The organism is Streptomyces sp. NBC_00576, assembly GCF_036345175.1.
In the GTDB taxonomy this organism is placed as follows: Bacteria; Actinomycetota; Actinomycetes; order Streptomycetales; family Streptomycetaceae; genus Streptomyces.
In genome coordinates, this window is sequence record NZ_CP107780.1 from 7,826,705 (window position 1) to 7,845,591 (window position 18,887).

Here is an 18,887-nt window from a genome sequence, read left to right on the forward strand (position 1 = left end):
CGCACGGGCCCGGCGAGTACCCTCGCCGGGCCCGCGCGCGTCAGCTTCGCCGCGCTTCGCCTTCCGGTGAGGGCGGCGGCGCTCCCGTGCTCGCGCGGACCACCAGTCGGGTCGGGACCAGGGTCTTGTCGATCAGGTCGGGCCCCGTACGGCCGATCTTGCTCAGCAGCTTCTGAAGACTGAGCCGGCCGACCGCGGCGAAGTCCTGCCGCACGGTGGTCAGCGGCGGCCAGAAGGCATGGGTCTCCTCCATGTCGTCGAACCCCACCACGCTGACGTCGTCGGGAATCCGGCGGCCGAGCTCGTGCAGGGCCCGCATGACACCGAGCGCCATATGGTCGTTCGCGGCGAAGATCGCCGTGACCTCCGGCCTTCGCCCCAGAGCCAGCCCGTACTCATATCCGGACCGGGTGGTCCAGTCGCCGTACAGCACCGGGGGCGGGACGATGCCGGCCTCCTGCAGGGTGCGCCGCCAGGACTCGACCCGATGGGCCGCGGAGAACGACGTGGGGGGTCCGGCGATATGCCATACCTGCTGGTGGCCGAGTTCCAGCAGATGTTCCGTGGCCTGACGGGCGCCCTGTGCCTGATCGGTGTCCACCACGGTGTAACCGGGGCCGGTGTCGGAGTCGACGACCACCATCGGAACCCCTGGTGGGAGGCTGAACTCCGCGTCGTCCAGGAGATGCGCCTCGAAGACGAGGATCACTCCGTCGACGGCTGCCTCGCTGAGCCGGTCGTAGGCACCGGAAACCCTGCCCATGGTCGGGTCCGACACGGGGATGAGGGTGACGGCGTACTTGGCGCGTGCGGCTTCCCTGGCGATGGCGTCGAGCGTGCGCGTGTTTCCGAACGTCTGGAGCGTGAAGGTGATGACACCGATCGTGTTGAACCGCCCGCTCTTGAGCGCGCGTGCGGCTCCGTTCGGCCGGTAGCCCAGCGCCTCCATCGACTCGACGACCCGCTGCCTGGTCGCCGGGTCGACGTTGGTGTGACCGTTGGACACGCGCGAAACCGTCTGCGGCGCGACACCGGCGTGACGAGCGACATCCGCCATCGACGGCCGGGGCCGTCCGGACATGGACTTGTCCCCAATCACCATGATCCCTTGTTTCCCCTGTTTCTCAGGCCCTGACAACAGCCTAGGCCCACTCCGCGATCGCCGGAGCCGGCCGGAGGATCATGAGGAGAACGGGGTATTCGGACGTCGCTGCGACGTTGCTGGTCACCGTTACCGGGACAGTTCGCGCCTGCTGCCTGCACCTCCTCGCGGAGGGCGGGCAGCAGGCGCGAGATCGTCTCAGAGCACCAGCCTCGTTGTCCGGTCAGCTCGTCAAGCGGAAGGTGGCGTCGCTGCGCCCCGTCGCGGTAGTGATCGTTTCGAGCTTCAGTTGGAACGCGTAGTGGCGGATGTAGCGGTCGGGGTGGTTGTACGACTGGAACGAGGACCAGGACGAGTCGGCGAGTCCGGCGACCTGGCGGAAGGTGGCGTCCTGGGCGAACTGGGTGGTGCCGTCGTTGTAGACGAGCTGGAAGTCGGCTCCGTCGCTGCGCAGGTAGTAGCCGGGGAAGTTGACCGACTCGAAGGAGACGGTGCCGGATCCGGCCAGGCCCGGTCGCGGCCGGAACTTGGCGTCGTCGTTGGTGACGTTCTGGTCGATGCGCACATCGAAGTTGGTGTGCCGCACGTAGCGGTCCTGGAAGTTGAAGGACTGCAGTCGCTTGGCCGGGGTGTTCGCCCAGCGGGCCTGGATCCGGGCGTCCTCGGCGGCCGTCAGGTTCAGGATCGAGCCGTGACGCTTCTTGTTGCCGCCCAGGGAGTAGGTTCCCGACGTGGGGAGCTGGTAGCTGCCGGTGGCGGACGGGTTGGTCGTCGCGACCGGCATGTATCCCTTTCCGGCCGCGTACTGGTCGAGGTAGAGGGTCCACTCGTTGCGGTCGCGGAACTTCATCCACATCGGGCCCTCGACCTGCGAACCGGTCAGGCCGATGCCGGAGAGGTTGCCCAGGTTGGTCCAGGTGCCGAGGATCGAGTTGCTGCCCTCAAGGGTGATCTGGCCGTCGCCGGAGGCCCGTACGTAGCGGTAGTTGCCGACGCCGGAGGGGACCTCGACGATCTGGGTGTCGATGATTTCCTGGGTGCCGGGACGCTCGATGTAGATCTGCGGGGTGGTGATCGTGCGGAAGTTCGTGGTGTGGGCGTAGTAGATGCGGTGCTTCGTCGCACCGTTGAGGGGCTTGTTCGTCGCCCAGTACAGGACGTAGTCGTTGCTGGCCGGATCCCAGATGGCTTCCGGCGCCCAGGCGTTGCGCCCGTCGGGGATCGCGCCCGCGACGTTGAGCAGCCACGGCGCCGACCAGGTGACCAGGTCGCTCGACTCCCACACCACGAGGTTGCGGCTGCCGTCGTTGATGGACTGACTCCACGTCTGCCCGCAGTCGATGCACAGGTCGGTGGCGATGATCCAGTACTTGCTGCCGTCGGGTGAGCGCACCAGCGCGGGGTCACGCACCCCGCGCGTGCCCACGGTCGAGCGCAGGGTCATCCCGCCGCCGTTGAGATCGGTCCAGTTCAGACCGTCCGCGCTGTACGAGAAGTACATCTGCTGACCGGTCGCCCCCTCCCCGATGAAGTGCGTCATCAGGTAACCCGGGTCCGCGGCGGCGGCCCGCTGAGGTGTGGTCACGACCTGGGCTGTGAAGAGCAGGCTGGCGGCGACGAATATCGCCGCCAGCCGAGCGAGAACCGCGCGCATCTGCGTTCCTGTCTTTCTGGAGTGCCATGTTCAGGTGCAAGTCGGGTCGAGGGTGAGGCCCGGCCTCCGTACCGGTGGGGCGGGACAGGCTCCCGCGTGACGTGGGACGTCGAGTAGTGCTTTGACGGTCACGGTTCGAAAAATCGAACATTGTTCGCAAGTTCGAGCAGAAGATAGATGTCGGTCGAGAGCGCGTCAATGGAACTGGCGAGTTTGCTCCCCGGCGTTCGCGCCCGTGCCCACTCAAGGCACGGAGGCATCGACGCGCCACCCTCTTGAACTGCGGAGACTTTTTCCACGGACTCGGGTCGCTCGCGAGAATGTCGACTGCACGACCATTGACACGGCACGGTGAACGGGGCAAGGATCTCGCCTGCAAACACATGACTGAAACGTTTCAGATCCCGGAATCGACAATTCCGATCCCTCTCGACTCCGGGCTGCCGACGCGTTTGCTGCCCTCCCCGCACATCTCCTAGGAGCCCGCGATGCACGATGTAACGCGCCGGTCTGCTCTGCGCTCGGCCATAGCCGTGGCCCTCGCCCCCACGTTGGGTTCCCTGGTGCTCCCCGGACTTGCGCCGGCGGCGTCCGCGGCGGTCTCGTGGACCGCCAAGTGGATCTGGGCGTCGTCCAGCTCGGCGAACCAGTGGGTGGCCTTCCGTAGATCGTTCACCCTGGGCTCCGCACCCTCGAAGGCCGTCACCCAGATCGCGGCCGACTCCAAGTACTGGCTGTGGGTCAACGGCACACTCGTGGTCTTCGAAGGCGGCCTCAAGCGCGGCCCGAACCGTACGGACACCTACTACGACGAGATCGACCTCGCCCCGTACCTGACCAGCGGCACCAACACGGTGGCACTCCTGGTGCGGTACTTCGGCAAGCAGGGCTTCTCGCACAGCAGCAGCGGCAAGGGGGGCCTGCTGTTCCAGTCCGACATCACGACCGGCTCCACCACCACCCGGCTGGTCAGCGACACCGGCTGGAAGCACACCATCCACCCGGGCTACTCGAACAACACCAGCGGCACCCAGGTCAACTTCCGGCTGCCGGAATCGAACGTCTACTACGACGCCCGCAACGCCACCGCCATGACGGACTGGCAGTCCGCCGGCTACAACGACAGCGCCTGGAGCGCGCCCACCGACTTCGGTGCCGCCGGCGGCGCTCCCTGGAACGGCCTCGTCGAGCGGCCGATCCCGCAGTTCCGCTACTCCGGCCTGAAGTCCTACACCAACGCCGCCTCGCTCCCGGCCACCGGCCAGGGCTCCACCGCCATCTCGGCCACCCTGCCGTCCAACATCCAGGTCACGCCGTATCTGAAGGTCGACGCCCCGGCCGGAGCCGTGATCGGTGTCCAGACCGACCACTACGACGACGGCAAGGGCCTGGTGGGCATCGACCAGGCCACCATCTTCAACGTCCGCGCCACCTACGTCTGCACCGGCGGGGTCCAGGAGTTCGAGGCGCTGGGCTGGATGAGCGGCACCGCCGTGCGGTACACCATCCCGGCGGGCGTGACCATCGTCGATCTCAAGTACCGGGAGAGCGGGTACGACACCGACTTCGACGGGTCGTTCACCAGCAACGACGCCTTCTTCGACACCGTGTGGACCAAGGCCGCCCGCACCATGTACGTCAACATGCGGGACAACTACATGGACTGCCCGACCCGCGAACGCGCCCAGTGGTGGGGCGACGTGGTCAACCAGCTGAAGGAAGGTTTCTACACCTTCGACACCAACTCCCACGCCCTGGGCAAGAAGGCCATCTCGCAGCTGGTGTCCTGGCAGGAGTCCGGCGGTGTGCTGTACTCCCCGATGCCCTCGACCATCTGGACCGCCGAGCTGCCCAACCAGATGCTCGCCTCGGTGTGGTCGTTCTGGACGTTCCACCTCTACACCGGCGACACGAGCACGGTCACCGCCGCCTACCCGGCGGTGAAGAAGTACCTGGACCTGTGGAGCCTGGGCAGCGACGGTCTGGTGGCCCACCGCGCCGGGGACTGGGACTGGCAGGACTGGGGCAGCAACATCGACACCCGGGTCCTGAACAACTGCTGGTACTACCTGGCCCTGGACACCGCCGCCAAGCTCGCGGCCCTCAGCGGCAACACCGGCGACGTCGCCGGATGGCAGGCCCAACGCGACAGCATCAAGGCCAACTTCGACACCCTGCTGTGGAACTCCACGAAGAACGAGTACCGCTCACCCGGCTACAACGGCGACACCGACGACCGGGCGGGCGCCCTCGCCGTCGTCGCGGGCCTGGCCACCCCCAACCACTACCCGGCGATCACCAACGTGCTGCGCAACCACCTCAACGCCAGCCCCTACACGGAGTTCTACGTCCTGGAGGCGCTGTACCTGATGGGCGCGGCCACCGTCGCCGAGGAGCGGATGCGCAACCGCTACGCCGCCCAGGTCGCCGACCCCGCCTGCCACACCCTGTGGGAGGTGTGGGTCAAGTCGGAAGGCACCGACAACCATGCCTGGAACGGTGCCCCGCTGTATGCGCTGTCCGCCTACGCCGCGGGTGTGCGCCCCACCACGGCGGGCTGGGAGACCTACGACGTCAGCCCCCAGACCGGCACCCTCACGAAGATCAACACCGTCGTGCCCACCATCCAGGGCGACATCCGCTTCGGCATCACCCGCGACGGCACCCAGGTGACCCTGACGCTCACCTCGCCGAGCGGCACGACGGCCCGCGTCGGCGTGCCCACCTACGGCGGCTCCCAGCCCGTCATCAAGGCGAACGGCACGACCGTCTTCACCGGCGGCTCCTCCACCGGCAGTGTCAGTGGTCTGAGCTATGACGGCAAGGACTCCTCGTACGTCTACTTCAAGGTCCAGCCGGGCACGTGGACGTTCGCGGCGACGGGCACCGGCCGCCTCGACAACCTGGCCCTGGGTCGGACGGTCACCAGCAACAACGCCCTGGAGAACAGCAGTTGGGGCAAGAACCGGCTCACCGACGGCAAGCTCACCAGCGTCAGCGGTGCCAGGGGATACACCAGTAACGAGTTCACCTCCGCCGACGTCGCCGCGAACCCCGTGTGGGTGGAGATCGACCTCGGGGCCGACACCGACCTGGACGCCGTACGGCTCTTCCCCCGCACCGACACGCCCGCGGCGGGCGGAGGTACGGCGGGCTTCCCCGTCGACTTCACCATCCAGACCCGCCCCGACGGATCCAGCACCTACACCACCGTCCGCACCGTCACCGGCCAGGCGAACCCCCAGGGGCTGGTGCAGACGTACGGCTTCAAGACCACCACCGCCCGCCACCTCCGCCTCCAGACCACCAGGCTCGGCGCCCCCGCGTCCGACGAGTCCACCAAGTTCCGCCTGCAACTCGCCGAACTCACCGTCCCCACCGCCGCGACGACTGTCACGGCCAACTACACGCTGGAGAACAGCGACTGGGGCAAGACCCGCATCCTGGAAGGCACCACCACCAGCGTCACCGGCGCAAAGGGCTTCACCAGCATCGACTTCCCCGCCGCCGACGTCAGCGCCACACCCGTATGGATCGAGGTCGACCTCGGCGCCGACCGAGCCATCGGCTCCGTCACCCTCCACCCGCGCACCGACGCCAGCGGAGCAGGCGGCGGCTCGGCGAACTTCCCGGTCGACTTCACGATGCAGACCCGCCCCGACGGATCCAGCACCTACACCACCGCCCGTACAGTCACCGGCCAGTCCAACCCGAGCGGAGCCGCCCAGACCTACACCCTCACCTCCACCACCGGCCGCTACCTGCGCCTGACGGCAACCAAGCTCGGCGCCCCCGCGTCCGACGAGTCCACCAAGTTCCGCCTGCAGCTGGCCGAGATCGGCATCAAGTAGGACGCCAGGACCACAGTGGCACCACAGTGGCCTGCCCGGCACGCACCCCCGTGTCGGGCGGGCCGCCCTGGCGACAGCGATAGTCATAGGGGCTCAGCCGAACTGCCCCGAGCGGTCACTCGGTCCTCTCGGGTGGTGTTCCGTGCTTCATGTGGTTCATGTGGTCAGGTGTAGCCGCCGTCCGCAGGGAGGGAATCCGCGGGCGCAGACGCTGGTACGGGCAAGGCCCTCGGTGTCACATCGTCGATGTACGGGACGAGGTAGGAGCGCTTCCGGCCCATTCGTCTCCCACGCTCACCTGAAGAGTGCGGGAAGGTCGCTGCTCAGTCCCGGAGGAGTCGTCGGCCAGTACCCAGACAGCGACCATGACGAGGAAGCCGATGACGAGAAGTGCCGGCAGACCCAGGATGAGGGCGACCATCCACCACCTGGTCCGTCCTGAGGCGACCTGGATGTCTTCCTCGGGTGCCACCGGACGGCCCTGTGTCGTTCCCATGAGATCCATTCTTGGTCCGCCTGCTTCTACCGTTTTTGTGACGCGATCTTGGTCAGGCGCAAGGCCGCAACTCGTACTTGTCGCCAGCCTCATCCAATCAGGAGTTCCACTTCCACCCGCACCCGGACTCCCGCCAACTCGATCTGCACTCAACCAGGTTGAGAAGACCTCAGGCTCAGGCGCACGGTCGGGCGGCGTCCTTCTCAGGGCCTGTTGTGTGCCTGTTCCAGGGCCGTGTGGATCTCCTTGGTGCCGGCCGGCTTTCCCGGGTCGCGGAAGAAGGGCAGTCGGGGGTCGGCCAGGTAGGGGAGGACGTAGGCGGGGCTGCCGTCCTGGATGCGCCAGCTCTCGGCCGTGGTTCCGGCGTCGGCGGTGTCGTAGCCGAGGCGGTCGAGGAGGGCGGTGACGGACTTCTTGGCCGCGTCGTCGTCGCCGGCGACGGGGAGTGCGCTGCGGTCGGGGGACCCGGCGGGGCGGGCGAGGGAGATGAGGTGTTCGAAGTAGATGGTGTTGAACGTCTTGACCGTTCGTGCGCCCGGCACGTACCGCTGGAACAGCTGTCCCGCGGTCAGGCTGCCCGTCTCCAGTTCGGCGATGACGCCGTCCCGCAGGCGGTAGTAGTTGTTCGTGTCGATGACGGTCTTCCCGGCGAGGGCGTGCGCGGGCAGGTGGGGTACGGCGCTGAAGGGGACGGCGATGACCGTCCAGTCGCCGGCTGCGGCGGCCTCTGCCGGGGTGGCGGCGCGTGCCCGGGGGCCGAGGTGGTCGGTGAGAGCTCGCAGGGTTTCGGGGCCGCGTGAGTTGCTGAGTACCACGTCGATTCCCGCGTTGACGGCCAGGCGGGCGACCGCGCCTCCGATGTTGCCGCTTCCGATGATGCCGAGCGTGTTGTTCATTGCTTTTCCTTGGGGTGGCGAGTCTGGGTTTTCGGGCACACCCGTTGCCCGCGGACCGAGGCTCGTGGGGAGCTGGGGACCGCGGGCGTGGTGCGGGGACGGAGTGGGTGGGGGGTGTCAGTGCCCGGTGAGGAGCCGTTCTTTCAGGGCCCTGCCGTAGCTCGCGTAGCCCTCCTCCATCTGGGACCGGGCGGGCTCCACGGTTTCCACGGCTGCCGTGCCGGTGAACTCCTCGGATTCCGTGAAGCGCGTCCCGCCGTCACATGGTTCGAGGACGAAGGAGTGCCGTCCCGTGAGGACGTCGGGAATGCCGCCCTCCCAGGCAAGCCGTCGCGGTGCCTCGTAGTGGACGACCGTGAAGCTGTATTCGCCGTCGGTCTCGGTTCCCGTGGACACCTGGGCCCGGAGCTGGGTTCCGGGGAGGATTTCCGTCGGCATATCGACGAAACGCAGCACGGGGTGCCACTGGGCGTATGAGGCGAAGTCGGTCAGTACCTTCCACACCTCGTCGGGGGAAGAGGCGATGTCGGTGACCGCGGTGATGACTGGATTGCCGGCCATGTCTCTCAGGCCTCCCTACGGATTTCCAGGACGATCTTGCCTCGGGTGTGGCCGCCGGCCAGCTGCTGTTGGGCCTCCGCGGCCTGGTCGAGGGGGAAGGTCCGGTCGACGTGGACGGTGAGCTTGCCCTCCTCGGCGAGCTCCACCAGCCGGGTCAGGTCGTCGCCGTCGAGGTGGAGGAAAAGGTCGATGGTCCCTGGGTACTCGGTGGTGGACCGTGTGATGGAGGCGACCCGTGCGCCGAGGGCGGCGATCGCGTGCGTCGTGGCCAGGGAGCCGCGTCCGGCGGTGTCGAGGACGGCGTCGACCCCGTCCGGGGCGATCTTGCGCACCTGCTCGACGAGCTCGTCGCCGTAGAGCACGGGCGTCGCGCCCAGGGACTCGATGAACGCATGGCTGGCCTCGGAACCCGTCCCGATCACCCGCGCTCCCCGCGCGACGGCGATCTGGACGGCGAGGTGTCCCACGCCGCCCGCCGCCCCGTGCACCAGGACGGTGTCGCCGGCGGTCACCTCAAGGCCGTGCACGATCGCCTGGTAGGCGGTGAGCCCGGCGACCGGCAGTCCGGCGGCCTGGGCCCAGCTCAGGTTCCTCGGCTTGCGCACCAGCTGGCGCGGTTCCGCCGAGATCTTCTCCGCGTAGGTGCCGTAGTGCATGGCCTTGTCGCGGACGAAGCCGATCACCTCGTCGCCCGACCTGAATCCCGTCGTCCCGGGTCCGGTCTGCTCGATGACCCCGGCCAGATCCCATCCGGGGATCACGGGGAAGAGGGAGTCCACGACAGGGTCCACGTATCCGGCCTGGAATGCGAGATCCGCCGGGTTGAGGGCGGCTGCCTCGATTCTCACCAGAACGAGATCGGCGAACATCTTCGGATCCGGAACATCGACGACTTCAAGGACCTCGGGTCCACCGAAGCTCTGGTACTGAACGGCTTTCACAGCTCTGCCTCTCGTGATGCGTGATGCGTGATGCGTGCGGGTCGGCACGGCGCAAGCACCTCGACCGGCCGGGGCCCGGGAGGCGCACGACCAAGCTGACCAGGGCGTCAGCTACGGAGCAATGACTGTCTGGGCAACAGGTAATACCTTGGATGCATGAATCAACTGGAGACCCGGGAGCTCGCCTACTTCGTGACCGTGGCCGAGACGCTGCACTTCGGCCAGGCCGCGGAACGCCTCGGCATCACCCAGCCGCCCCTGTCCCGCGCCATCGCCCAGCTGGAGCGGCGCGTGGGCGTCCCCCTGCTGAAACGCACCACACGCCAGGTGACGCTGACGGGTGCGGGCGAGGTCTTCCTGGCCGAGTGCCGCACGATCCTGGCGGCGATGGACACCGCCCTGCGCAAGACGCGTAAAGCCGCCGAGCCGCAACGGGTCACCATCGCGGCACGGCCGGCCGCCGCCCCCGGCATCCTGCCCGAGCTGCTCGCCGCCGGCCCGGAGGGCCCGGACGGCGTGCACGCGGATGTTGTCTTCACCTACGACGAGATCGGTGCCCTCCGGGACGGCACCGCCGACGTCGCCCTCATGTGCCAGTCGGTCGCCACCCCCGGCCTCGAACTGATGGAGCTCGGCCCGGAGTGGCCGGTCGTCCTGCTCCCGGCGGGCCACCCTCTGGCCGACCGCCCGTTTTTGACCCTCGCCGAGGTGGAGGCGCTGCCGGGGTACGAGGCGGAACTGCCCAACGAGGCGCTGGACGCCATGGTCGACCGCGTCGCGCTCGGCCGGCTCGTGGTCGTCGTGGGCGACAGCGTCAGCGACCGCCTCGGCGGAACCGTACGGGCAGTGTCCGTCTACGGGTACCCGACCACCCAACTCGTGCTGGCCTGGCTCCCCGACGCCCGCCCAGCCGCGTCCCGCCTCACCGCGACCGCCCACGCCGTGATGGAGCGGCGCACGCCGCGAGCGGTCCAGTCGGCCGAGGGCCGGCCGAAACCGTCTCTCGGGCAGGGCGGTTCTGCCGGCCGACAGCCTCTGCTTCACCCGGGATCACGAACATCCTCGTAACCACGTGCGCTCGGCTTGTGCTCGGCTTGTACCCGGTTTGCACTGCGCCTGTGCTCGGCGGTTGCCAACCACTCGATCTCATACCCGCAAGGACTTGCACCTGACGTTAGCGTGAGGTTCTAGCGTGGCTGCTGTCGGGCGCTCCCGACGACCTGTTCCGAGGAGCGCCCCTCCTCCGGTCCCCCTTGCCCACAGAGCGAGAGAAGGCATGCCATGAACACCCCCACCGCCTCGTCCAAGCCCAAGGCACTGATCGTCATCCCGTCGGCCGCTGTCCTGCCGCTCACCGAACCGGCAGACCACCCCGGCGTTTCCACCGGGTTCTACCTGGTCGAGCTGGCACAGGTCCTCAAGGAATTCGGCGACGAGTACGAGTTCACCTTCGCAACGCCCGGCGGGCTCGTCCCGCAGCTGGAGATCAACGGTCTGGGCCTGTCGATGCACGCCGCGGACAAGTTCAGCTCCGCAACGGTCTCGGCCACCGCGGCGCAGGCGTTCCGCTTCGATGTCGACACCTTCCGCGCCAAACGGCCCGGACTCGTCGCCCGCCGGGACAGCGAACTCGCCCTCGCCCGCCGCTACCTGGGCCGCCTGCCCGTCTCCGAGTCGCTGCCGGGCAGTGACAAGGAAGTCGTGGTGCTGCGGGACGACCTGGTCAAGTCGATGCAGGACCTGCCGGAGCACACCTACCAGTCCATCGAGCAGCTCGTGCTCAGACACCGCGACCCCGAGGACGCCTTCGACCTGAGCGCGTTCGACTTCGTGCACATGCCCGGCGGCCACGCGCCCATGGTCGACTTCGTCGACAACCCCTGGCTCGGCGAACTCCTGCACACCCTGCGGGAGAACCAGGTGCTGATCTCGCTGATCTGCCACGCCCCCATCGCCATGGCCTCGGCCAAGTACCGGGTGGGTGCTGACGGCACCGCCATCACCGACCTCGACCACGCCTTCAAGGGCGTGCGGGTGACCACGGTCGCCAAATCCGCCGAACTCTTCGTCCTCAGCAACGGCTACCTCAAGATCCCCGGCAAGAAGGTGCGGATGGGCTACTTCATCGACGAAACCCTCAGGAACGCCGGCTACAAGGTGGAGACGACCACCAACCCGACCGCCATCAAGGTCATCTGGGAGGAGGGCGTCCGCCTGCTCACCAGCAACGGTCCCCAGTCGATCGACGAGCACGCCGCCCGCCTGCGCACCCTCCTGCCGCGCCACTGACCCCGCCCCTCCCTGCTCAGGAGATGTTCGGCACCGGTTGGGCTGAAACCTCACGCTGACGTCAGATATAACTTCTGGTGGGACACGCAGCACCGAGAAAACCAGCAAAGGAGCAGTCATGCGGATCGGAGAGGTCGCCGAACAGGCGGGGGTGAGTGTTCGGGCGCTGCGTTACTACGAGGAGCAGCGGCTGCTCGGCCCCACGCGGACCGGCGGGGGACAGCGGGAGTACCAGGACGGCGCGGTCGAGCGGGTAAGGATGATCCAGCAGCTGTACGCCGCCGGCCTGTCGAGCAGGCTCGTTCGCGAGGTTCTGCCGCGGTGCATGAACGAGGGCGATGCGCCCTCCGGGTTCACCGACAGCCTCATCACCGAACGGGCCCGCATCGACCGTCAGATCAACGACCTGACCGAGGTGCGCGCCCGCCTCGACGAGATCATCACCGTGGCGACGGACTCCAGCCACCCCGACCACTGCCACCCCGTACGCACCGGCGTCGCCGCCAGTACCACCGGTACCGCCTGAGGCAGCCCTGCCGCACACATCGCTCACGAGGCGTGTGCGGCAGGGCTGCCTCAGCGCCCGGCCCCGCCGTTGCCCCGGCGGGGCCGTTTGCGCGCGGAACCTCGTCCGCCTGCGGGCACGCCCGGGCCGGGGAGGGGCCTCCGCCCCGGCCGGCCGTGTCCCGGCCGTACGAACGGGCCTCGCGCTCACTCCATGGTGAGGACGATGCGCCCCTGGAACCCACCCTCGGTCATGTGCGCGTAAGCCTTCGCAGCATCCTGCAGCGGATAGGTCTTGGCCACGCGCAACGCGAGGTCTCCCGCCGCGGCCAGGTCGGACAGCGTCGAAAGCATCGCCGCGTCCGGGCCGACCTGCGTCAGCAGCACCCGGATGTCCCGCTCGGCCTGGGGCAGGGCGTCGAGCCGTGTGGTCACGAACCTGCCGCCGTCCGCCACCGCCCCGATGAGGGCCTGCCCGAGCCTGGCCGTGTCCAGGACGGCGGCGACCCCTTCGGGACGCACCGCGCGGACGGCATCGACCAGTGGCTGCGACGCCGGTACGTACACATCCGCCCCCGCCACCGCGGTCGCGAACTCGCCGTCGGGGGAGAGGTCACTCGCGATGACCACAGCTCCCCGGCGCTTGGCCAGCTGCACCGCGTAGCCGCCGACCGCCCCCTCCGCGCCGGTGACGAGCACGGTCTGCCCTGCCTGGATGCCGAGCAGTTCGACGGATTGGGCCGCGGTCAGGCCGTTGAGGGGGATGGTGGCGGCGTGGGCGGGGTCGACACCTGCGGGCGCCGCGGCGATCGCCTGGGAAGGAACCACGATGTACTCGGCCTGACCCCGGTTCAGCCCCAGGGGCAAGCCGTGGCTGAACGCGATGACGCTCTGCCCCGGCGTCCAGTGGATACCCGGGCCGACAGCGTCGACAACGCCGGCGACATCCCAGCCGAGACCATAGGCGACGCCCTCCGGCGGAGCCGGGAAGTAGCCCCCGCTCCAGGCCGCCGCATCGGTCGGATTGAGCGTGGCCGCCTGGACCTTGATACGAGTCTCGCTCAGGCCCGGAACAGGCTTGTCGACCTCGGCGACCTCGACGACGTCCGGGCCGCCGAGTGAGCGGTAAACGGCTGCGCGCATGAGTACTCCATGTGTCGGTCGCACCTGCTCACAGCAGGCGCGGAAGATCTTTGACGTAGAGAGGTGACGTCCGTGGAGAGCTGCGGAGCGCCAACGGCAGCCACGCTAAAACCTGACGCCAGCGTCAGGTGCAAGTCGGGTTGGGCCGCCGCAGGGCGGTGATCAGCATCAGGTCCGGCGTCCGTCCGGCAGGATCTGCTGCCCGGGCTGCTCGCGGGTGATTTCCTCGAAGGCCGGAGCCCCGTCCCCGGCCGGTCCGGGACGATCATGCTGTCCGCGTGGGGACACCAGTTCAGCGTTGACACGGCTGCCGACCCGCGCGTCGGGCAGTTCATCGCCGCCTACGTCCAGGGCCCGCAGACCCCGAACCGGGAGCCCCGCGTACGGGCGGTCTGACCGCGCCATGACGAACACCACGACACCACGACCGGCCTCGCCGGGATGGTGCCAGTGCCCCGACCTTCGTTTCTCCGTCATTGACACCCCGTCGGCACGATCTTCGATGTCGGCAAACGAGGGCCCCTCTGTCGAATGCCCTCTTCCGCTTCCCCCTCATGCGGGGGTAGCCGGGCGGGACGGGTTGCGGTCATGGTGGGACCTGTTGAAAAGCTGTGTATCCCGGCCCCGGCCAGGACGCACTACTCGGTCCAGGGGCTGGGCCGGTCGGTCCTCTTCACGTTCCGACACGTTCCAAGGGCCGAGGCGCGAGACCCGCGCCGCCCCGTACAGCCACTGTGTGCAAGCGCGTTCGCACGCCCAGAGAGGCACTCCCGATGGATTTCTCCTATTCACCGCGTCTCGTCCGGCTCAAGGAAAGCGCTGTCAGTCTCGCTCAGAAGATCGAGGCCTACGAGGACGAGTGCGAGACGGCGGGCGGCCTCGGCCCCGAGAGCCGTGACGCCCTGCGCCGGATCGTGCTGGACAGCGGTCTGCAGGCGATGAACGCGCCTGTCGAGTGGGGTGGCGCCGGGCTGAACTGGACCGAACAGGTCACCGTGGAAGAGGAGTTGGGGACGCTCACCAACGGCCTGTGGGCGGCGGTGTGGCGCCCCACCGCCGCGGCACTGCTGGCCTCGACCCCCGAGCAGCGGGAGCGCTATCTGTTCCCGGAGAACCGCGGCGAGCGGTTCGGGGCGCGGGCCATCACCGAACCCGAGGCAGGCTCCGATCCCCGGCGGATCGCGACTGTGGCGGAACGCAGGCCCGGTGGGTACCGCATCACGGGCGAGAAGTGGTTCGTGACCATGGGCGATGTGGCCGACTACCTGATCGTGCTGGCCGTGGTGCAGCCCGACGGAGCTCCGACGATGTTCCTCGTCGACAAGGACACGCCCGGTGTACGGCTCCTCGAAACCCCGCGCTACTCCCACAACTTCGCCTTCGAGCACCCGCACTTCGCCCTCGACGGCGTCGAGGTCGGCGACGACGCCGTCCTCGGGTCGGTGGGCGACGGACTGGCGCTGGTCCAGGCGACGTTCTTCGAGGAACGGGTGCTGGTCGCGGCGCACGCGGTGGGTGCCGCCGAGCGTGCCCTGCGGCTGGCCGCGGACTGGGCGCGGGAGCGGGTGCAGGGCGGAAAGCCCATCATCAAGCACCAGTTGATCCAGGCCATGCTGGCGGACTCCGCGACGGACATCGCCGTCAACCGCATGCTGGTCCACCGGGTCGCGTGGGACATCGACCAGGGTGGGGACCCCAAGACACTCAACGCGAAGGTGGCCATGGCCAAGGTGTCGGCCACGGAGGCCGCCGGACGGGTCGTGGACAGGGCGGTACAGATCTTCGGAGGGCGCGGATTCATCCGGGACAACCCGGTGGAGCGTCTCTACCGTGATGTGCGCGTCGACCGGATCTGGATGGGCACCTCCGAGGTCCAGCGGCTGATGATCGCCAACGAGATCGACAAACGGGGGCTGCCGGGACTGCTGCACTTCCCGGCGGCGGCCCCGGACGCGCCTGATGCGGCGGAAACGGCGGAATCGGCGGTAACAGCGGTTACGTCGGTCTCCGCGGCCGACGCCGGCGAGGCGCTCCTCGAAGGAGCCTCCCGATGAGCGCGCCGGCCGTGGCGCGCCGGGACCCCGCGCGGGTGCTGCACGACGTCCTGGAGCCGTACCACGTGGTGCTGTACTACGCGCCCCAGGTCTACGAGGCCTTCCGGGGCGTCGGGTTGAGCGGCACCTGGCGTGGCTACTTCGGCGGACGCGCGGCACCGCTCGGCGCGGTCACCGCCCCCGCGGTCACCGCCGCGTTCTATCACTTCCGGCCGAGTCTGGTCGCCGCGGCGGTCCCGGCGGTGTGGGAGACGGCGGCGCCCGAGAAGGTGCTGGCCGCGCGGCTGGCCGGGGTGGACGCGGCGCTGCGTGCGGTACTGGGCGACATGGTCGACGGGCCGGAACTCGCCGAGGCCGCGTCACTCGCGACGGACGCCGCCGGGGCGTGCACCGTGCCCGGGCGACCGCTCGGTGCCGCGAACGCCGCCCTGGAACGGCCCACGGCAGCGCATCTGGCGCTGTGGCAGGCGGCGACCACACTGCGGGAGTTCCGCGGCGACGGGCATGTCGCCGCGCTGACCCACGCCGGATTCGACGGTGTCGAGGCGCTGGTGAGCATCACCGCGGCCGGCGGCGAGGTCCGGGAGGACATCCAGGCCCGGCGCGGCTGGACCGACGAGGAGTGGGCCGAGGGCGAGCGAAGGCTGCGCGAGCGCGGTCTGCTGGACGCCGACGGGCAGCTCACCCCCGAGGGACGAGTGGCCCGGGGCACCGTGGAGGAGCTCACCGACCGGTTCGCCGCGGCGCCCTGGAACGCCCTGGGCCCGGCGCGCACCCGCCGGCTCCACGCGCTGCTCGGGCCGATCGGCGAACGCGTCATCAACGGGCTCCGGTTGCCGCTGCCCGTACCCACGGACCCCTTCGACGGCTGACCCGGGTACCACGCAGGTACCACCCAGGACCACGTCCCCAACCCGCTTGGTGGAGCACGTGACAGACCTGACCGACCTGAGCTCTCCCCACGCCCCGAGCGACCCGGCCGACCCGGCCGAACCCCTCGCGGACGACTCGACCGACCCCACCGACCCACTCGGCGCACGTGCGCCGGGCGACTCCGTCGTCCTCGCGGACGGCGGGCAGGACCTACGGGAACTCCGGGACCTGCGGGACCGGATGGATCTGCGGCAGCTCGTCGACACGTACGCGTACGCCCTCGACCGGCGGACTGCGGAGCTGTTCGCGTCACTGTTCGACGAGGGGGGTGAACTGGTGCTCGTACGGCCGGCCGGCAGCGGTCGGGCGCCCCTCGTGCTCGACGGGCGCGACGGCTGGGCGAGGGCGCTGGCCGTGCTGGAGCCGTGTCGTGTCACCACGCACTTCGTCGGCAACCACCTGGTCCGGCTCGCCGGGGACAGCGCGACCGGGGAGACGTACTGCCTGGCGCACGAGATCTACCCCGCCGACGGGCCGGACCGGATGCGGGTGCGGTCCATCCGCTACCGCGACACCTACCGCCGTACCAACGGTTCCTGGCTCTTCGCCCGCCGGGAGCTGACCATCGACTGGACCGAGGACCGCGTCCTCCGTTCCCCCTCCGGCCCTTAGGGCCGCCCACGACCGCCCGCGCCGCCCCGTACCGCTCCCCCCGGTCGGCGCGGGCCCCCGCTCACTCCCCAGCACCGCGGCTGCCACCGGCGCGCCGCGGCGGAACGACCCATGCCGGCGAAGGACGGAACATGGTTGCAGAGAGTGTGCTCACCGAAAGCGGCGCACCCACTCCGGGCGGAGGCGTCGCCGCCACCGCGCCGATCGACCCGTGGGCCCCCGACTTCGCGGGTGACGCCCTGGTGCGGCGCGCGCACCGCATCAGAGAAGCCGCGCACATCGTGCAGGAACGATCCACCGGCCGGATGGGCCTGGCCCCCGGCACCGAGGCCGCCCGGACCCGGCTGGCCGCCGACGGTCTGCACCAGGTCCTCGGCACGCTGCCGCCGCTCTACCCGGAGTGGCTGGGCGATCCCTCGTTCTGCACCGCCCACGGGGTCCGATTCCCGTACGTCGGCGGTGAGATGGCCAACGGCATCGCGACCACCCGCATGGTCGTCGCGCTGGCCCGGGCCGATCTCATGGGGTTCTTCGGAGCCGGCGGACTGGACCACCAGGCCGTCGAAGGGGCCGTGACCGACCTCGCGGCGCGGCTCGGCGACCGACGCAACTGGGGAGTCAACCTGATCCACTCCCCGCAGGAACCGGAGTTGGAGGAACGGGTGGCCGGCCTCCTCGTCACCCGGGGCGTGCCCGCCGTGTCGGCGTCCGCGTTCATGGCACTCACCCCCGCGGTGGTGCGCTGTGCCGTGGCGGGACTGACCACCGACCCGTCGGGTGTGATCGTCCGGCGTACCCGGATCTTCGCGAAGGTGTCGCGGCCCGAGGTCGCGGAGCAGTTCCTGTCGCCCGCCCCGCCGGCTGTCCTCCGGGTCCTCGTCGAGCGCGGCGAGATCACCGAACGGGAGGCCGACCTCGCGGCCCATGTGCCCGTGGCCGAGGATCTCACCGTGGAGGCCGACAGCGGCGGCCACACCGACAACCGGCCACTGGGCGTACTCCTGCCCGTTCTGCTCGCGCTGCGCGCCGAACTCGCGGCGCGGCACGGCTACCGGGTGCCGCCGCGCGTGGGCGCGGCCGGCGGCCTGGGCACCCCGGAGGCGCTGGCCTCCGCGTACGCCATGGGCGCGGCGTACGTGGTCACCGGCTCCGTCAACCAGGTGGCCCTGGAGGCGGGGCTGTCCGACGAGGGCAAGGGCCTGCTCGGTCAGGCGGACGTCGCGGACGTCACCATGGCACCCGCGTCCGACATGTTCGAACTCGGCGTCAAACTCCAGGTGTTGCGCCGGGGCACGATGTTCCCCGCGCGGGCCCACCAACTCTACGAGGTGTACCGGACCTGCGAGTCGCTGGAGGCGATCCCCGAGGACGTCCGCGGCCGGCTGGAGCGCGATGTGCTGGGCGGCACCGTCGCCGAGCTGTGGAGCAGCACCCGGCAGTACTGGCAGGACCGCGATCCGGGACAGCTCGACCGGGCGGAGCGGGATCCCAAGCACCGTATGGCGTTGCTGTTCCGTTCCTATCTGGGGCAGTCGAGCCGCTGGGCGATCACTGGCGAGGCGGCCCGGCGCACCGACTACCAGATCTGGTGCGGTCCCGCGATGGGTGCCTTCAACCGCTGGACGAAGGGCAGTTTCCTCGCGCTGCCCGAGAACCGTTCCGTGGTCCAGATCGCGCTCAACCTCCTCGAAGGAGCCGCCGTGGTCACGCGCGCCCAGCAACTGCGCAGCCACGGCGTGCCATTGCCCACCGCCGCCTTCGCCTACCGGCCCCGGCCACTGGCCTGAGCCCCCCGGCTCGCACACCGGCCCACCCGCCTCGGGCCAACTGCCCCGGGCCACCCGTCCGGGG

General features: G+C 69.4%; 15 protein-coding genes and 1 pseudogene. 9 read left to right on the forward strand and 7 right to left on the reverse strand.

Translation table 11 applies throughout. The features are described 5' to 3' along the window. Window positions 1–40: 40 nt before the first annotated feature. Window positions 41–1,102, reverse strand: a complete 1,062-nt coding sequence (locus OG734_RS34090) for a LacI family DNA-binding transcriptional regulator (RefSeq protein WP_330291262.1) — start codon at window positions 1,100–1,102, stop codon at window positions 41–43. A 223-nt stretch (window positions 1,103–1,325) separates the two neighbouring features. Next, window positions 1,326–2,756: a glycoside hydrolase family 43 protein gene (locus OG734_RS34095; RefSeq protein ID WP_330291263.1), complete on the reverse strand. Its 1,431-nt coding sequence runs from the start codon at window positions 2,754–2,756 to the stop codon at window positions 1,326–1,328. Between the two features lie 488 nt (window positions 2,757–3,244). On the opposite strand from OG734_RS34095, the gene OG734_RS34100 reads away from it, so the two are divergent. Continuing rightward, a complete protein-coding gene (locus OG734_RS34100) occupies window positions 3,245–6,607 on the forward strand; it encodes an alpha-L-rhamnosidase-related protein (RefSeq protein WP_330291264.1) in 3,363 nt (1,120 codons plus the stop codon). 235 nt (window positions 6,608–6,842) lie between these two features. Here the strand turns inward: OG734_RS34100 and OG734_RS34105 are convergent, their stop codons facing one another. From OG734_RS34105 to OG734_RS34120, 4 genes are all read right to left on the reverse strand, one after another. Continuing rightward, window positions 6,843–7,103 (reverse strand): hypothetical protein, encoded by a 261-nt coding sequence (locus OG734_RS34105; RefSeq protein ID WP_330291265.1) that lies wholly within the window; start codon window positions 7,101–7,103, stop codon window positions 6,843–6,845. A 203-nt stretch (window positions 7,104–7,306) separates the two neighbouring features. After that, window positions 7,307–8,038, reverse strand: a complete 732-nt coding sequence (locus OG734_RS34110) for an NADPH-dependent F420 reductase (RefSeq protein ID WP_443064972.1) — start codon at window positions 8,036–8,038, stop codon at window positions 7,307–7,309. A gap of 78 nt (window positions 8,039–8,116) precedes the next feature. After that, a complete protein-coding gene (locus tag OG734_RS34115) occupies window positions 8,117–8,560 on the reverse strand; it encodes an SRPBCC domain-containing protein (RefSeq protein ID WP_330291267.1) in 444 nt (147 codons plus the stop codon). Between the two features lie 5 nt (window positions 8,561–8,565). Further along, entirely contained in the window at window positions 8,566–9,501 is a 936-nt protein-coding gene (locus OG734_RS34120) for an NADP-dependent oxidoreductase (protein WP_330291268.1), read from the reverse strand. 156 nt (window positions 9,502–9,657) lie between these two features. On the opposite strand from OG734_RS34120, the gene OG734_RS34125 reads away from it, so the two are divergent. The 3 genes from OG734_RS34125 (at window position 9,658) to OG734_RS34135 (ending at window position 12,316) form a co-directional block, all read left to right on the forward strand. After that, on the forward strand, window positions 9,658–10,569 hold the full coding sequence (locus OG734_RS34125; RefSeq protein WP_330291269.1) for a LysR family transcriptional regulator: 912 nt from the start codon (window positions 9,658–9,660) through the stop codon (window positions 10,567–10,569). Window positions 10,570–10,782: 213 nt separating this feature from the next. Continuing rightward, a complete protein-coding gene (locus OG734_RS34130; protein ID WP_330291270.1) occupies window positions 10,783–11,790 on the forward strand; it encodes a DJ-1/PfpI family protein in 1,008 nt (335 codons plus the stop codon). A 118-nt stretch (window positions 11,791–11,908) separates the two neighbouring features. Beyond that, entirely contained in the window at window positions 11,909–12,316 is a 408-nt protein-coding gene (locus OG734_RS34135; RefSeq protein WP_330291271.1) for a MerR family transcriptional regulator, read from the forward strand. A gap of 185 nt (window positions 12,317–12,501) precedes the next feature. Here the strand turns inward: OG734_RS34135 and OG734_RS34140 are convergent, their stop codons facing one another. Next, window positions 12,502–13,437, reverse strand: a complete 936-nt coding sequence (locus OG734_RS34140; RefSeq protein WP_330291272.1) for an NADP-dependent oxidoreductase — start codon at window positions 13,435–13,437, stop codon at window positions 12,502–12,504. Between the two features lie 237 nt (window positions 13,438–13,674). On the opposite strand from OG734_RS34140, the pseudogene OG734_RS34145 reads away from it, so the two are divergent. From OG734_RS34145 to OG734_RS34165, 5 genes and pseudogenes are all read left to right on the forward strand, one after another. Then, a pseudogene (locus OG734_RS34145) lies at window positions 13,675–13,844 on the forward strand (DUF3105 domain-containing protein); the annotation flags it as partial. 366 nt (window positions 13,845–14,210) lie between these two features. Further along, on the forward strand, window positions 14,211–15,491 hold the full coding sequence (locus tag OG734_RS34150; RefSeq protein WP_330291273.1) for an acyl-CoA dehydrogenase family protein: 1,281 nt from the start codon (window positions 14,211–14,213) through the stop codon (window positions 15,489–15,491). After that, window positions 15,488–16,363: an SCO6745 family protein gene (locus tag OG734_RS34155; protein WP_330291274.1), complete on the forward strand. Its 876-nt coding sequence runs from the start codon at window positions 15,488–15,490 to the stop codon at window positions 16,361–16,363. Before OG734_RS34150 ends, OG734_RS34155 begins: the two co-directional genes overlap by 4 nt. Window positions 16,364–16,421: 58 nt before the next feature. Further along, window positions 16,422–17,036, forward strand: a complete 615-nt coding sequence (locus OG734_RS34160) for a nuclear transport factor 2 family protein (protein WP_330291275.1) — start codon at window positions 16,422–16,424, stop codon at window positions 17,034–17,036. A 131-nt stretch (window positions 17,037–17,167) separates the two neighbouring features. After that, window positions 17,168–18,823 (forward strand): PfaD family polyunsaturated fatty acid/polyketide biosynthesis protein, encoded by a 1,656-nt coding sequence (locus OG734_RS34165; protein WP_330291276.1) that lies wholly within the window; start codon window positions 17,168–17,170, stop codon window positions 18,821–18,823. Window positions 18,824–18,887 lie beyond the last annotated feature (64 nt).